The organism is Halorubrum xinjiangense (genome assembly GCF_049604745.1).
Classification (GTDB): Archaea; Halobacteriota; Halobacteria; order Halobacteriales; family Haloferacaceae; genus Halorubrum; species Halorubrum xinjiangense_A.
Window position 1 is genome coordinate 3,041,050 of sequence record NZ_CP187140.1, and the last position, 14,653, is coordinate 3,055,702.

Annotated in this window: 13 protein-coding genes; 7 read left to right on the plus strand and 6 right to left on the minus strand. The window is 65.9% G+C overall.

Annotation, left to right across the window (positions count from 1 at the left end):
* Positions 1-15: 15 nt before the first annotated feature.
* Entirely contained in the window at positions 16-1,047 is a 1,032-nt protein-coding gene (locus tag ACOZ35_RS16435; RefSeq protein WP_017342631.1) for a phosphate signaling complex PhoU family protein, read from the minus strand.
* 193 nt (positions 1,048-1,240) lie between these two features.
* Between ACOZ35_RS16435 and ACOZ35_RS16440 the strand changes: the two genes are divergently transcribed.
* Positions 1,241-1,600 carry a response regulator gene (locus tag ACOZ35_RS16440; RefSeq protein WP_424014564.1) on the plus strand — a complete coding sequence of 120 codons (360 nt, stop codon included), beginning with the start codon at positions 1,241-1,243 and terminating at the stop codon, positions 1,598-1,600.
* Positions 1,601-1,649: 49 nt separating this feature from the next.
* Here ACOZ35_RS16440 and ACOZ35_RS16445 read toward each other — a convergent pair whose 3' ends face one another.
* Positions 1,650-2,030 carry a DUF7522 family protein gene (locus tag ACOZ35_RS16445; protein ID WP_424014565.1) on the minus strand — a complete coding sequence of 127 codons (381 nt, stop codon included), beginning with the start codon at positions 2,028-2,030 and terminating at the stop codon, positions 1,650-1,652.
* Between the two features lie 150 nt (positions 2,031-2,180).
* Here ACOZ35_RS16445 and aglJ point away from each other — a divergent pair, with 150 nt between their 5' ends.
* The 6 genes from aglJ to ACOZ35_RS16475 all read left to right on the plus strand — a co-directional run bounded on the left by aglJ (position 2,181) and on the right by ACOZ35_RS16475 (position 10,046).
* Entirely contained in the window at positions 2,181-3,236 is a 1,056-nt protein-coding gene (gene aglJ, locus ACOZ35_RS16450; RefSeq protein WP_424014566.1) for an S-layer glycoprotein N-glycosyltransferase AglJ, read from the plus strand.
* Positions 3,237-3,516: 280 nt separating this feature from the next.
* Entirely contained in the window at positions 3,517-5,442 is a 1,926-nt protein-coding gene (locus ACOZ35_RS16455) for an ABC transporter substrate-binding protein (protein WP_424014567.1), read from the plus strand.
* Between the two features lie 39 nt (positions 5,443-5,481).
* Positions 5,482-6,456 (plus strand): ABC transporter permease, encoded by a 975-nt coding sequence (locus tag ACOZ35_RS16460; protein WP_424014568.1) that lies wholly within the window; start codon positions 5,482-5,484, stop codon positions 6,454-6,456.
* 14 nt (positions 6,457-6,470) lie between these two features.
* On the plus strand, positions 6,471-7,655 hold the full coding sequence (locus ACOZ35_RS16465) for an ABC transporter permease (RefSeq protein ID WP_424014569.1): 1,185 nt from the start codon (positions 6,471-6,473) through the stop codon (positions 7,653-7,655).
* Positions 7,655-8,719, plus strand: a complete 1,065-nt coding sequence (locus tag ACOZ35_RS16470) for an ABC transporter ATP-binding protein (protein ID WP_424014570.1) — start codon at positions 7,655-7,657, stop codon at positions 8,717-8,719. The genes ACOZ35_RS16465 and ACOZ35_RS16470 overlap by 1 nt, the downstream gene beginning before the upstream one ends.
* Complete coding sequence (locus tag ACOZ35_RS16475; protein WP_424014571.1) at positions 8,712-10,046, plus strand: ABC transporter ATP-binding protein; 1,335 nt, start codon at positions 8,712-8,714, stop codon at positions 10,044-10,046. Before ACOZ35_RS16470 ends, ACOZ35_RS16475 begins: the two co-directional genes overlap by 8 nt.
* A gap of 27 nt (positions 10,047-10,073) precedes the next feature.
* On the opposite strand, the gene ACOZ35_RS16480 is transcribed toward ACOZ35_RS16475, so the two are convergent.
* From ACOZ35_RS16480 to dnaK, 4 genes are all read right to left on the minus strand, one after another.
* A complete protein-coding gene (locus tag ACOZ35_RS16480) occupies positions 10,074-10,829 on the minus strand; it encodes a hypothetical protein (protein ID WP_424014572.1) in 756 nt (251 codons plus the stop codon).
* 123 nt (positions 10,830-10,952) lie between these two features.
* A complete protein-coding gene (locus tag ACOZ35_RS16485; RefSeq protein ID WP_424014573.1) occupies positions 10,953-11,273 on the minus strand; it encodes a cupin domain-containing protein in 321 nt (106 codons plus the stop codon).
* Between the two features lie 48 nt (positions 11,274-11,321).
* Positions 11,322-12,491, minus strand: a complete 1,170-nt coding sequence (gene dnaJ, locus ACOZ35_RS16490) for a molecular chaperone DnaJ (RefSeq protein ID WP_424014574.1) — start codon at positions 12,489-12,491, stop codon at positions 11,322-11,324.
* Positions 12,492-12,573: 82 nt separating this feature from the next.
* The gene (dnaK, locus tag ACOZ35_RS16495) at positions 12,574-14,511 is read right to left on the minus strand and encodes a molecular chaperone DnaK (protein WP_424014575.1); all 1,938 of its coding nucleotides are present in this window, start codon (positions 14,509-14,511) and stop codon (positions 12,574-12,576) included.
* Positions 14,512-14,653: the final 142 nt, after the last annotated feature.

Consider the following 14,653-nt stretch of genomic DNA (forward strand, 5'->3'; position numbering starts at 1 on the left):
GGCGACGCGACACAATTAGATGATCTCGACGTGGTCCGACGCCTCGTTGAGCGCGAGGTTCGCCGCGATCTCCGCGTTCCGCATGGCGTACTCCGCGGTGTGCTGGAGGCTGACGAGCACCTCGCGGGTCATCAGCAGCGTTTCGTTGTCCAGGTCGTCCGGCAGCTCGGCGAGGATCTCCTGTTCGCGGTCCTCCAAGCGGGAGAACAGGTCACGACACTCGACGGTGAGGTCGTAGTCGCGCTCGACGACGGCGCGCACCGCGAGGGCGGTCAGCTCGTCCACCTGGTCGGTGAACTCGCGGATCTGTCGCATCGTCGCGCTGTCGACGTCGAGGGTGTGCCCGTCGGCCTCCATCACGATCTCGGCGATGTCCTCCGCGTTGTCGGCGGTGAGTTCGAGGTTCTTCGCGACGGAGCGGTAGCCGATCAGCGGGAACCCCTCCTCGAGGCCGACCGCGCGCGCGAGGTTCGGGTTCTGGTAGGCCGTGAAGATGAGCCGGAGCAGGAGGACGAAGATCTTGTTCGCCTGCCGCTCGCGGTTGAGCGCGCGCTGCGCGAGGTCAGGGTTGCCGTGCGCGAGCGCCTTCACGCCCTCGCCGCGCATCGTCGAACCCGTGTTCTCCAGCCGCTCGAGCAGGTTGTCGAGGGTGAAGTCCTCGGGGTCGACCGAACAGCGGATCGAGATGTCCTCCGGGGTCTCCTCGATGACGCCGAGCCCCATCAGCTGGGTCTCGGCCTTGTACACCGCGTTGATGTGCTCGCTGTCGAGGGTCCCCTCGCTGCGGACGTGGATCACGCGCCGCCCCAGCACGTACTGCGCGACGATCGCGCGTTCGAGCGAGCGCGCGTCGAGCCCGTCCGCGTTGATGACGGCCTCCGACTCCTCTGTGCTCACCGACTCGGGGAGCACCGTGAGCGTCCCCTTGCCGCCCATCCGCAGCGACACCTCGTCGCCCTTGTTCACGCCGTGTTCCTGTGCCCACTCGGCCGGGAGGGTCATCGCCAGCGTCGACGGCCCCAACCGCTGGACCTTCCGCGTTTCCATACGCGACCGTATCGCGGGATAGACCTTAACCTTGTTCCCATGTTCATTATATGCTACATCGAATATACAAGGGGTAGCGGTTGAGAGGGTGTCACACACTGACGCCGGTCGTGACCTGCGCTTGCTCGCGTATCGAAGTCCGTTCTTGCCGAGCGATCCGCGCGCTTATGTCTGTCAGGCGGAGAGAACGGATATGACCGAGCGGGTACTCGTGGTCGACGACTCCTCCTTCCAGCGGACGGTCGTCCGGGACGCGCTGGAAGGCCGGTTCGAGGTCGTCGACGAGGCGGAAAACGGCGCAGAAGCGGTCGACCTCTTCGAGGCGTATGAGCCGGACGCGGTGTCGATGGACGTCGTGATGCCGGAGATGACCGGGATCGAGGCGACCGCGGCGATCAAGGAGCGCTGGCCCGACGCGGTGATCGTGATGTGTACGAGCGTCGACCAGCAGGAGAAGATGATGGAGGCGGTGAAGGCGGGCGCCGACGGGTACGTGACCAAGCCCGTCGACGCCGACGAGCTGGTCGGCGAGTTCGAGAGCCACCTCGGGTAGCGTAGTCGCGAAGCCGGTGCGGAATCGGGCGGGGTCGAGCAACGGAGCGTCAGGCGGGGTCAAACGACCGGAGGATCGACGCGAGCGCGCTCGCCAGCTCCTCGAACCGGTCCATCTCCATCGAGTCGGTGGTCACCCAGACGCCGTGGTCGTTCGCGATGACGCGCGTGAGGTACCCGTTCTCGAACACGCGGACCGTGAACTGGTAGTCGCCGAGCTGGGTGTCCGCGTACATCGACTGCGCGTGGAACCCCTGCCGCTCGTTCTCGGCGAACCCGATCAGGTCGGCGGTCCGGCTCAGGTCGCTTCGGAGGTACAGCTGCTCGACCGCCTCCTCCGTGAAGTACGTGAGGCTCCGCAGCTCGTCGCCCGTCGCCGTGCGGGCCGCGCTCAGTAGTTCGTCGGCGTGTTCGTCCGGTGGATGGGACATACGACCACGATCAATGCTCACATACATGAGCGTGTGGGTGGCCGCAGCACCCGCGGGTGCGGTCCCGCCCGAGGCGTTGGCGTCGCGGGTGGCCCGCGGCGGCGACCGGGAGGGACAGAGTTTACCGACTCCCCCGTGATCGCTCGTCTGATGAGCGACCACGACGACGTCTGCGTCCTGTTGCCGACGATGAACGAGGCCGAGACGGTCGCACGCGTCGTCACGGACTTCCGCGACGCCGGATTCGGGAACGTCTTGGTGATCGACGGCGGCTCGACCGACGAGACGCAGTCTATCGCCCGCGAGGCCGGCGCGCGCGTCGTCGAGCAGTCGGGGCGCGGGAAGGGACAGGCGGTCAGGGAGGCCGTCCGGGACCACGTCGCGGCGCCGTACGTGCTGATGGCCGACGGCGACGCCACGTACGACGCCGACGACGCCGCGGCGATGCTCGAGCCCCTCTTCGACGGCGAGGCCGACCACGTCATCGGGAACCGGTTCGCGGACATGCGCCCGGGCGCGATGACCCGGCTCAATCGGATCGGCAATCGCCTGATCAACCTCGCGTTCCGGGCGATCCACCGCGAGGGCTACCGCGACATCCTCTCGGGGTACCGCGCGTTCACCCGCGAGTCGTTCCTGCGGCTCCACCTCACCGCGGACGGGTTCGGGATCGAGACGGAGATGGCCGTCGAGTGCGTGAAGAACCGCGTCTCGGTCGCCGTGGTCCCGATCACGTACCGGGAGCGACCCGGCGGCTCCGCGACGAACCTCCATCCGATCCGGGACGGCGGCGTGATCTTCTTAGAGCTGTACCGGAAGGCGAAGACGAACAACCCGCTGTTCTACTTCGGGAGCGTCGGCGCGGCCGCGACCGCGGCGGGGCTGGCGATGGGTACGTTCGTGCTGTATCGGTACCTCGCGTTCGGTATCAGCCACAATGTCATCGCCGTCGGCGCGGTCGGCGCCACGATCCTCGGGATCCAGCTGCTCGTGTTCGGGTTCCTCGCGGACATGATCCACTCGCTCCATCGTGAACAGATCGTCCGGTACGAGCGGGCGATCGGCGGTGACGCGGTCGAGGAGTCGGCGGCGGCCGACGGCGACGGTCCTGCGGGCGAGGCCGACGGGAGCGCCGAGGCAGGTCGCACGACGCGGACTCCCGGCTCCGAGCCCGACGCCGCCAGTCGAGACGGCCGCGGCGACTGAAAACCCTCCTGCGGTGGGCGGAGAGCGACTGGCTCCGAACTGTTACCTCCGGAAAACGCTCCGGTAAGCGTCGGCTACTCGCGCGCGACGTGAAATTGGGCAATCGAGGTAAATTTCACCACACTGTTCGCATCAAACTCTCTGATACTCGATGAAATATGCGTTGGTGGTTCAGTTTCCTCGTTGAATCCGCCAATTATCAAAACGGATGTAAGATGATCGTCCCCGACAACTGTCCCGAAGTCTGAAGTTTTTTATATACCCACTCGTACTACATGGTATGCCACGGCGAGACATTGAAGATCGTGATGATTCCCGTCATGTCGGCCGGCGACAATGGCTCTCCGCGCTCGGCCTCGCCGGCGCAGTAACGCTTGCCGGCTGTTCCGGAAACGGCGACGGCTCCGACGGCGGTGACGGGTCTGACGGCTCCGACGGATCGGACGAACTCAGCCAAGAGGAGATATACGCGACGGCCGCAGCTTCTTCCTTCTCGACGCTCAACCCCATATACAACGACGAGAACGGCGCCGGAAACGCGATCGCCCGAGCGCTCGATCTGGGGTACACGTTCGACGAGAACAACGAGTACGTCCCGCTCCTCTATGACATGTCCACCGAGGACGGTGAGGTGTGGACGTTCGAGGTGCGCGAGGGGCTCGAATTCAGCGACCCTTACGGGGAAGTGACCGCGAGCGACTTCGTCTACCTCATTCAGGAGGTCCATAAGAGCAGCTGGGCGAGCTCGGTCGCGTCGGCGGATTGGGACGGAGTCACGGTCGAAGAGACCGGAGAGTACGAGTTCCAGGCGACGCTGAACACGCCGCAGCTCCTGTGGCCCGAGAGCTATGAGCCGCAGCTCTACCCGATCCCGCAGGGACTGCTCGAGCCGTACGTCGAAGAGGAAGACACCGAGGGGCTTCGACAGGACGAGGAGCTGCTCGAACTCCAGTTCTCGGGGAACCTCGGTCCGTACGTCCTCGACGAGTGGCAGCGAGACGGCGGAACCCGGTACAGCCGCAACGACGACTACTACCTCCAAGACGCGGACGATCTTCCGGACGTGTTCGACGAGGCGCCGTACTTCGAGGAAGCCGAAATCCGAGTGATCAGTGAGCAGGCCTCGCGGCTCGGTGCGCTGGAGACGGGAGAGGTCGACTCGGCGGCGATCCCGCCGAATCAGGTTGAAGCGTACCAGAACAACGACGAGATATACGTCAACCGGATCCCGCAGCCGTACAACGAGAAAATCTCGCTCAATATGCGGGACAACGGGTGGACGACTGGCCCGGGCAACATGTTCCGGCACGTGCCGTTCCGGCAGGCGATGGCCTGCGCGATCGACAAGGAGGGGCTGATTCAGGGCGTGTTCCGCGACTTCGCCCAGACGCACTTCACGTGGCAGCCGCGGTTCAGCAACTTCTACCCGCCGGAGGAGGATATCCCGCAGTTCGGCGTCGGAGACAACTACGGGAGCGAGGTGGCTCGCGGGCTGGCCGAGGACGCGTTCGAGCAGTCCGAGTACGACTACCGGTTCGACGGGGAGACGATGGTCGACCCCGACGGAAACCAAGTACAGCTCAGTCTCTATCACAGCGCCGGGCAGAACACCGAGCAGCTGATGGCGGACTTCATCGCGCAGGAGCTCGGTGAGAACCTCGGTATCGACGTGTCCGTCGAAGCTATCGACGGGACCCGATTCAACAACGAGTACTGGACGCAGACCGACTACCCGACTCCGGAGACGAACGAGGAGGGAGAGGTCACCAACGTGCCGGACGAGCTCGTCGACACGGTGAACGGCGAGGAGGTAGAGTGGACCCAGCCCACCTCGACCAACCCCGGTCCGCGCAATGTCACGTCAAACGAGGCGTGGGACATGGAGGTCGTGTTCGGCCTGAACACGTATCCACGGAACCCGCTCACTAACAGCGTCTTCTTCGAGGGCGCGAACCCGCTGTACAACCCCGTCGGCTACTACCCGGGGTTCAACGCGGAGGAGCTGTTCCAGAACGCGCGAGAGGCGACCTCAGAGGACGAATTGGCGGACGCACTCGTCGAACTGTTCGTCAACCTCGCCGAAGAGCAGCCGTACATCATGCTCGCGTTCCCCGACGATACGGTCGGGTACCGCGAGGGGCTCGAAGGTCCCATCGAGAACTTCTCCAACGGCTGGAACCTCCCGGCGTGGAGATACGGGGAGTAGCTCGGCTCGCCTCCACCACACGTCCTCTACGATATCAACATGGGATTTGGAAGGTACGTAACCGCTCGCGTTCTCTGGGCAGGAGTTGTATCGCTAATCATCACTACGATCACGTTTCTGCTGCTGTCGGCCGCTCCGAATCCGGACGTACAGCAGGCAGCCACACAAGCGGCCCTCCAAGGGGGCGATCCTGCGGAGGCCACACAGCGAGCGAGAGAGCTCAGGGGGCTCGACGAACCGCTCTACGTCAGGTACTTCGACTTCATCCAAGGAGTGTACACCCTCGATTGGGGTTGGTCGAGCAGTCGGAGCCAGCCGGTCATCGAGGCGGTCGGCAACTCGCTTTACTACACCGCGCAGTACTCCATTCCGTGGACGGTCCTCACGGTCATCCTCGGACCGCTCGTCGGCGTGTACTCCGCCGCGAACATGTACAGTTGGAGGGACCACGCGGCGACCGGATTCGCCTTCTTCGGCTACGCCATCCCGAACTTCTTCTTCGGCATCATCCTCCTTTTGATCTTCGGGGTGTGGCTGGAGGTGATACCGATCGTTTACAACACGGATGTCGCGGTCTTCAGCGTCGAGAACGCCATTCAGCTGGCGATTCCGGTGTTCGTGCTGGTGACCGGTTCGATCGGCGCGGTCATGCGCGTCTCCCGGAACGAGTCCGCCGAGTTCCAGAACGCGGACTTCATGAAGACGGCAAAGGCCAAGGGTGTATCGCCGCTTCGGGCGTACGCGTATCACGTCATGCGGCCGACGCTCGTGCCTCTCTCGACGACGCTCGTCGGACAGCTCCTCGCGCTGTTCCTTGGATCGTCACTGCTCGTCGAGGTCGTGTTCGGGATTCCCGGACTCGGTCGGCTCATCTTCGAGGCGCTAACCGCACAGGACACGAACCTCGTACTGGGAACAACGCTGTTCTTCACGTTCGTCGCCGTCGTGGGGAACCTCATCGAGGACCTCGTGTTCACCGTACTCGACCCGCGTATCAGCTACGATGACAGATAATTCAACTGAAAACAATGGCAACTGAAGGCTCGGAACGATTCGATCAAGTCGACTGGAGCGACCTCTCGCGGTCGGGGCGGTTCGATCTGTCGATCAACTCGATCGGGATGCTGCTGACGACGCTCCCGGTCGCGCTGCTCGCCGTGTACGACTGGCAGTTCACCGGTCGGCGGACCGCGACCTTCGAGTTCATCGGGCTCGACCGAACGCTGGAGGCGGTCGACTTCTTCTTCATTTTCACGCTGCTGTTGGCGTTCTGGTATCTCGTCTTGCCGCTGTACCAGAACCCGCGGATGACGCGGTACTACTGGAAGGAGTTCAAGCGTAACCGACCGGCGGTCGTGAGCATGATCTGGCTCGCGATCGTGTTCGTCGGGGGTATCATCGGTCCGCTCGTGATGAGCGCACCGCAACAGGAGCTGCTCATCGCCTACCAGCCGCCGGTGTTCACGTCAGTCGTCGAATCGACGCCGGCGACCTGTGTCGGCGAAGTGATGAACGGGCGCTGTTACGGGACTTGGGAGCACCCGCTCGGAACAACGAACGCCGGCAAGGACGTGTTCACGATGATCGTCTACGGGATGACGATCAGCATGCAAATCGCTTTCATCACGACGACCATCGTCGCGACGATCGGGATCACGTTCGGCACGCTGAGCGCGTACTCCGGAGGGTGGGTCGACGAGATCATGATGCGGTTCGTCGACATCATCCTCTCGTTCCCGACGTTCCTGATGTTCCTGCTCATCCTGTACATCTACGGCGGCGGCTTGGGGATGTTCATCGTCGTTTTCTCCCTGTTCGCATGGGGCGGAACCGCGAGATACGTCCGCAGTAAATCGCTGTCGATCTCCGAAGAGGAGTTCATCAAGGCGAGCCGCATCAGTGGCGCGAGCACGTATCAGGTGATCCGCGGCCACGTAGTTCCGAACGTGGCGAGCAGCATCATCACGCAACTCACGCTCCTTATCCCCGGCTTCCTGCTGTTCGAGGCGCAGCTGGCGTTCCTCGGCGTCGGCGACTCGTCGGTCCCCTCGTGGGGCCAACTCATCTCGGCCGGTCGGAGTGACCTCTCGTACGCCCCGTGGATCGTGCTGGCGCCCGGCATCGTGCTGTTCTTAACCATCCTCGCGTTCAACTTCCTCGGCGACGCGCTGTTGGACGCGTTGAATCCCGAAGCGGAGGCGGAGAGCGAATAATGTCCGACGATCAGCCACTACTCGAGGTCGAAAACCTCACGACGACGTTCAGTACCGAAGACGGAACGCTCACCGCGGTCGATGGGATCGATTTCAGTGTCGACACCGGAGAGACCGTCTGTATCGTCGGCGAGTCGGGCTCCGGGAAGACGGTCGCGACGGAGTCGATCACCAGGATCATCAACACCCCGCCGGGAGAGATCGAGGGAACCGTCCGGTACAACGGGCGCGACCTGCTGTCGGTTCCCGAGTCGGAGCTCCGACAGATCCGGGGCAACGAGATCGCGCACATCTTCCAGAACCCGCAGGAGGCGATGAACCACTGTTACACAGTCGGGTGGCAGATAACCGAGGCGCTCCAGATCCACCGGGACGTCTCCGACGAAGAAGCGCGTACGAAGGCGGTCGAACTCATGGACCGCGTCGGGATCGCGAACGCGAGCTCGCGGTTCGACGACTACCCGCACGAGTTCTCCGGCGGACAGAAGCAGCGCATCATGATCGCGATGGCGCTCGTGAGCGACCCTGACCTGCTCATCGCCGACGAGCCCACGACCGCGCTCGACGTGACGGTTCAAGCGCAGATCCTGGAACTGCTCGACGACCTACAGGACGAGTTCGGAATGGGGATCCTGTTCGTCACGCATGACCTCGGCGTCGTCGCACAGATCGCCGACCGGATCGTGGTGATGTACGCCGGGAAGGTCATGGAACGCGGCAACGTCCTCGACATCTTCGACAACCCGACGCATCCGTACACCCGGCAGCTGTTGGAGTGCCTGCCGGAGTTCGGTGGCACGGGCGGCGGGATACCGGGAACGCTCCCGGATCCGCACAATCCACCGGACGGCTGTCGGTTCGCGCCGCGCTGCGAGTACGCCGAGGAGGCGTGCCGGACCGGCGAGCAGCCGGAGGAAGTCGAGGTCGAACCCGGGCAGTGGGTCTCCTGTGTCCACTACGGTCCGGGCGGCGATCCCTCGGTGATCGGCGGAGAGGTGTTCGGAATCGCCGGAGAGACCGGCGCGGCGGAGGGCGACAGCGAGGTGGGTCCGGCCGATGACTGAGCCCCTACTCTCGGTTCGCGACCTGAAGAAACACTACCCGATCCGGAAGGGAATCTTCAACCGGCAGGTCGGCGCCGCACGCGCGGTGGACGGGATCAGCTTCGACATAGCCCAAGGCGAGACGCTGGGACTCGTCGGCGAGTCCGGCTGCGGGAAGTCCACCGCGGCGAGTTCGGTCATTCGGTTGGAGGAGCCGACGTCCGGGGAGGTCATCTTCAACGGGGGCGACCGCGGGAGCGCGACCCGCAATTCCGATGGAACCCATCCCAACGACGTGACGAAGTTCGACGACGACGAGCTGATGGAGTTCCGGCGGGGCGCCCAGATGATCTTCCAGGACCCGTCCTCGAGCTTCGACCCGCGGATGTCGGTCGGGAACGGGGTCGGCGAACTGCTCAAGGTTCACGGGATGAGCGACCGCCACCGGCGTCGCGCGATCGTCGAGGATCTGCTTGAGCGCGTCGGGCTCTCGGCGAGCGATTTCGACCGGTACCCGCACGAGTTCTCCGGCGGGCAGAAACAACGGATCGCGCTCGCCCGGGCGCTCGTGTTGAACCCGGACCTCATCATCGCCGACGAGCCGGTGAGCGCGCTCGACGTCTCCATCCAGGCGGAGATCCTCTCGCTGATCGACGACCTCCAAGAGGAGTTCGGCCTGTCGCTTTTGTTCATCAGCCACGACATGTCCGTGATCCGCCAGATCTGCGACCGCGTGGCCGTGATGTACCTCGGCGAGATCGTCGAGATCGGCCCGGTCGAGGAGATCTTCACCAACCCGCAACACCCCTACACCGAGGCGCTGTTGTCGTCGATTCCGACACCGGATCCCCGCGCGAGCATCGGCGGCATCGAGCTGAGGGGAACCGTCCCGAGCCCAACGAACCCGCCGAGCGGCTGTCGGTTCCACACCCGGTGCCACAAAGTGATTCAGCCGGACGGCGTCGACATCGATCAAGACGACTGGCGGGGGCTGTTGAACTTCCGCGAGAAGGTTACCACTGGCGAGATAGATATCGAGCAGGTCCGTGAGAACGTCGCTGCCGGCGGAACCGACCCGAGCGACTCAGAGATCCGAGCGGAGATCCGCCGTGAGTTCGACATCAGCGAGACGGTCGACGACCCCGACCTCGAGGAAACGCTCTCGGAGGCGATGAACCTTCTACTGGGTGATAACGCCGAAATGGCGCGGGAATTCCTCTTGGATGAAATCACGACGCCGTGCGCCGAGAAGGAGCCCGCGACGACGGTCCACGCGTCCGACCACGAGTCCGCCTGTCTCCGACACGAGGAGCGGGCCGCCGCGGAGCCGAACCCCGCGGACGACTGAGCCCGACGCGACCCGGGCCAGAACGGGTCACTCCGCCGCCGACGCGATCGACGCCGGATCGATCCGTCGCGGCTCCGGCACCTTCACATCACCCAGAGCCACCGCCACGTCGCCGCGCGGTTCGTCATCCAACTCCTCTCCGTCCCCGGTCGGCGCCGCGAGCACCGCGGTCCCGCCGACGGAGAGCGGAGCGACGAGCCCGGCCGCGACCGCCGGCGAATCGGAGAACGGGCGCCGGAGGACGACACGCGTCTCCGCGTCCATCTCGGCCGTCTCGACCGCGGCCGCGGCGAGCGAACACAGTTCGCGGTGGCTGAACTCTCGAGCCGGTCCGACGATCGCGGCGTCGTCGGGGTCGACGTCGCTCGGCGGCATCCCGGGGTTCTCGCTCCACAGCTCCTGCTCCCAGTGCGTGGTCTCGGGGCGCTCGGGCGGGCCGTCGAACGCGGCGAGATTCGTACCGGGCGCCGGATCGAACTCGGCAGCGGCCGCGACCGGGGCGAGCACGACGCGGTCGCCGGCCTCGATTCCCGCCTTCGGGTCGAACCGGACCGGCGCGCCGACCGCGGCGGCGCCGAGGAACGCGAGCGTCGTGTGAAAGCCCGGCGTCGGGTCGACGGCGACGGACGCACCCGCGCGGACGCCGAGGTACCGGAGCACGTTCGCCGCCTTGTAGCCGTTCGTGATCAGGTCGTGGTGGCTCCGCTCCCGTCCGTCCGCCGTGACGAGCGCCGTATCGCGGGTGCGCCGGTCGCGCGCGAGCAGGTCCCCGACGAGTTCCATACGCAGCTCTCGGGGCGCGCGAGCCTTAACGCTGCGGCGTCGACGAGAAGAGTCCCCGACCGAACCGAGCCGAGTCGCGACCGGCGTCAGGGCGCGCCGGCGATGACTATCATCGAGCCGGCGTCAGGGGGCGCCGGCGATGACCATCTTCGAGCCGTCGGCCGAGAAGGTGAGGTCGCGGGTGGATTCGGGGTCGACGCGGACCGCATCGCCGGGGGCGAGGTCGACGGCGTCCCCGTCGACGGTGAGCGTCGCCTCGCCGTGGAGCAGCACGTACACCTCCTCGTGGTCGCCGTCGGCGTGGTCGTGTTCCATCCCCTCCCAGCCGTCGTCGGCCTCAACGACGGTCACGCCGAGGTGCTCGCAGTCGAGCGCGTCACGGAGGAAGTACATCCCGGGCGCGCGCGGTTCGACGTCGTCGTAGGCCGTCGTGTCGTAGCCCATGCGTCGGTGATGGGGCTGGAGGGCGGAAAAGCTACGGGCCGCGGAAGGTCAGAAGGAGCTCTTCAGCTTCTCGAAGAAGCCGCCGCCGACGTCGATGTCCTCGCCGCCGGCCTCCGCGAACGCCTCCAGCGCCTCGCGCTGCTCGTCGTTGAGCGACTCGGGGACGACGACGCCGACCTGCACGTAGAGGTCGCCGCGGCCGCGGCGCCGGAGCCGGGGCATTCCCTTCCCCTGGAGCCGGAACGTCTCGCCGCTCTGCGTGCCGGCGGGGACGTCCATCTCGACGCTGCCGTCGACCGTCTCCACCTCGACGGTGTCGCCGAAGACGGCCTGCGGGAAAGAGATCGCCTCGTTGACGCGGAGGTCGTCGCCGTCGCGCTCGAACCGGTCGCCGACCTCGACGTCGACCTCGATCAGCAGGTCGCCCTTCGGGCCGCCGTTCTCGCCGGGCGCGCCCTCGCGCTCCATCCGGAGGCTCTGTCCGGAGCGGATCCCGGCCGGAATCTCGACCGAGAGCGTCGCCTCCTCGCGGACGACGCCGTCGCCGCCGCAGTCGGCGCAGTCCTCGCTGTACAGCTCGCCCTCGCCCTCACAGCGGGGGCAGGTCGAGGTCTGCTGGACGCGCCCGAGCGGCGTCTGCTGGACCTGCTGGACCTGTCCGCGACCGTTACACTGCGGGCACGTCTCCACGTCCGCGTCCGGGGGATGGCCCGCGCCGTCGCAGGTGTCGCAGGTCGTCGGCCGCGTGAGCGTGACCTCCTTGGTCGCGCCCTCGAACGCCTCCTCGAGGTCGATCGTCAGGCCCGTCTTGAGGTCGCGGCCCTGTCGCGGTCGGTTGCCGCCGCCACCGCCGCGGCCGCGACCGCCCCCGCCGCCGAAGAACTGGTTGAAGATGTCCTCGAACCCGCCTGCGCCGCCGGCACCGCCCGCGCCCCCGAAGGGACCGCCGGCGCCGCCGGGGCCGCCGCCACCGCCGGTCGCGCCGCGCTTGTCGGCCTCGGTGAACCGGTCGTGACCCATCTGGTCGTACTGCTGGCGCTTCTGCTCGTCGGTGAGCACCTCCTTGGCCTTCTGGATCTTCTTGAACCGCTCCTCGGCGTTCTCGTCGTCGCTGACGTCGGGGTGGTGTTCTGCGGCCTGCTTGCGGTACGCCTTCTTTATCTCCTCCTCGCTGGCGTCCCGCGACACGCCGAGGACGTCGTAGAAATCTTCGCTCATGCGTTGCGTTGGTTGAGTGGTGTTGATCGACGGGTCGATTTAAGCGGCGGGGTCGCGGCCTCGAAAGTCGGGTCGGGGGGAGTTACTCTTCGTCGTCGTCCACGTCCTCGAAGTCGGCGTCGACGTACTCCTCGTCGTCGCCGTCGGCACCGGGACCGGCGCCGCCGGGGCCCGCCGCGCCGCCCGGACCGCCGGCACCGCCCATGCCACCCATGCCGCCGGGACCGGCGCCGCCCGCGCCGCCCGGCCCGGCCTGCGCGGCCTGGCCCTCGTACATCTGCTTGCCGATCTCTTGGAGCTCCTCGGTGAGCGCCTCGGTGGCCGACTCGATCTCGTCGGTGTCGGCGTCCTCGTCTTCGAGCACGTCCTCGACGTCCTCGATGGCCGCCTCGATGTCGGCGACGAGCTCGTCGTCGTCGAGCTCCTCCTCGTTCTCCTCTAAGAGGGTCTCGGCGCGCTGGATCGTCGTCTCGGCCTCGTTGCGGGCCTCGATCCGTTCGCGGCGGGCCTCGTCCTCTTCCTTGTGCTTCTCGGCTTCCTCCTGCATCTCCTCGATCTCCTCGTCGGAGAGGCCGACGCCGCCCTCGATGGTGATCGACTCGGCGTTGCCCGAGCCCTGGTCTTCGGCCTCGACGTTGACGATGCCGTTCTCGTCGATGTTGAAGGAGACCTCGATCTGGGGAGTTCCGGCGGGCGCCGGCGGGATGCCGGAGAGCTGGAACGCGCCGAGCAGCTCGTTCTCCTCCGCGATCTCGCGTTCGCCCTGGAAGACGCGGACGTTGACGGAGGTCTGGTTGTCCGCGGCCGTGGTGAACACCTTCGACTCCTCGGTCGGGATGGTGGTGTTCTTCTCGATGAGCCGCTCGAAGAGCCCGCCCTTCACCTCGATCCCGAGCGAGAGCGGGGTGACGTCAAGCAGGACGATGTCGTCGACGTCGCCGGAGAGCACGCCGCCCTGAACTGCCGCGCCGAGCGCGACCGCCTCGTCGGGGTTGACGTTCTTCTTCGGCTCCTGCCCGACGAGCTCCTCGACCTGCTCTTGAACCTGCGGCATCCGGGTCGAGCCGCCGACGAGGATGACCTCGTCGATGTCGGACTTCGAGTAGTCGGCGTCGGCGAGCGCCTGCTCCGTCGGCTCGACGGTGCGCTCGATGAGGTCCGACGTGAGGTTCTCGAACGTCGCGCGGGTGACCGACTGTTCGAGGTGGACCGGGCCGCTGTCGGTCGCGGTGATGAAGGGGAGGTTGACCGTGGTCTCCTTTTTGTTCGACAGCTCGATCTTCGCCTCCTCGGCGGCGTCCTTCAAGCGCTGGAGCGCCTGCCGGTCGTCGCGGAGGTCGATCCCGTGGTCGTTCTTGAACTCGTCGGCGAGGTGGTCGATGAGCGCCTCGTCCCAGTCGTCGCCGCCGAGGTCGTTATCCCCGTTCGTGGCGACGACCTCGTAGACGCCGCCGCCCAGGTCGAGGACCGACACGTCGAACGTGCCGCCCCCGAGGTCGTACACGAGGACCGTCTGGTCAGACTCGTCGTCGAGGCCGTACGCCATGGAGGCGGCGGTCGGCTCGTTGACGATGCGCTCGACGTCGAAGCCGGCGATCTCGCCGGCGTCCTTCGTCGCCTGGCGCTGCTTGTCGTTGAAGTAGGCGGGGACCGTGATGACCGCCTTCTTGACGTCGTCGCCGAGGTACTCCTCGGCGTCGCGCTTGATCTTCTGGAGGATCATCGCCGAGACCTGCTCGGGCGTGTACTCCTCGTCGCCGATCTCGACGGAGTAGCCGTCCTCGCCCATGTGCCGCTTGATCGACTGGATCGTGCGGTCGGGGTTCTGGACGGCCTGGTTCTTCGCCGGCTTGCCGACGAGTCGCTCGCCGTCGTCGGCGAAGGCGACGACCGACGGAGTGGTTCGGTCGCCTTCCGCGTTGGCGATGATCTCGGGCTCGTCGCCCTCCATCACCGCGAACGCGGAGTTGGTGGTACCGAGGTCGATACCGAGAATCTTGTTGCTCGCCATCTTGCTCATAGGTAGCGGCTTGTTTCGGTTAAAGGTTACTAGATGCTGCCATACTCCGGAACGAGAGAACCCGCCGCAGTCGTGCGATTTGTCGATCGTGTGAGTCGCTCACATCGGTGTCTTTATACAGATCCGCAAACGCAGCGGCCGT

Excerpts from the sequence above, each read along its gene's own strand:
- ACOZ35_RS16475 (WP_424014571.1), top strand. The coding sequence starts at position 8,712 with ATGACTGAGCCCCTACTCTCGGTTCGCGACCTGAAGAAACACTACCCG.
- dnaK (WP_424014575.1), bottom strand. The coding sequence starts at position 14,511 with ATGAGCAAGATGGCGAGCAACAAGATTCTCGGTATCGACCTCGGTACC.
- ACOZ35_RS16485 (WP_424014573.1), bottom strand. The coding sequence starts at position 11,273 with ATGGGCTACGACACGACGGCCTACGACGACGTCGAACCGCGCGCGCCC.
- ACOZ35_RS16435 (WP_017342631.1), bottom strand. The coding sequence starts at position 1,047 with ATGGAAACGCGGAAGGTCCAGCGGTTGGGGCCGTCGACGCTGGCGATG.
- ACOZ35_RS16445 (WP_424014565.1), bottom strand. The coding sequence starts at position 2,030 with ATGTCCCATCCACCGGACGAACACGCCGACGAACTACTGAGCGCGGCC.
- ACOZ35_RS16455 (WP_424014567.1), top strand. The coding sequence starts at position 3,517 with ATGCCACGGCGAGACATTGAAGATCGTGATGATTCCCGTCATGTCGGC.
- aglJ (WP_424014566.1), top strand. The coding sequence starts at position 2,181 with ATGAGCGACCACGACGACGTCTGCGTCCTGTTGCCGACGATGAACGAG.
- ACOZ35_RS16480 (WP_424014572.1), bottom strand. The coding sequence starts at position 10,829 with ATGGAACTCGTCGGGGACCTGCTCGCGCGCGACCGGCGCACCCGCGAT.
- dnaJ (WP_424014574.1), bottom strand. The coding sequence starts at position 12,491 with ATGAGCGAAGATTTCTACGACGTCCTCGGCGTGTCGCGGGACGCCAGC.
- ACOZ35_RS16440 (WP_424014564.1), top strand. The coding sequence starts at position 1,241 with ATGACCGAGCGGGTACTCGTGGTCGACGACTCCTCCTTCCAGCGGACG.
- ACOZ35_RS16460 (WP_424014568.1), top strand. The coding sequence starts at position 5,482 with ATGGGATTTGGAAGGTACGTAACCGCTCGCGTTCTCTGGGCAGGAGTT.
- ACOZ35_RS16465 (WP_424014569.1), top strand. The coding sequence starts at position 6,471 with ATGGCAACTGAAGGCTCGGAACGATTCGATCAAGTCGACTGGAGCGAC.
- ACOZ35_RS16470 (WP_424014570.1), top strand. The coding sequence starts at position 7,655 with ATGTCCGACGATCAGCCACTACTCGAGGTCGAAAACCTCACGACGACG.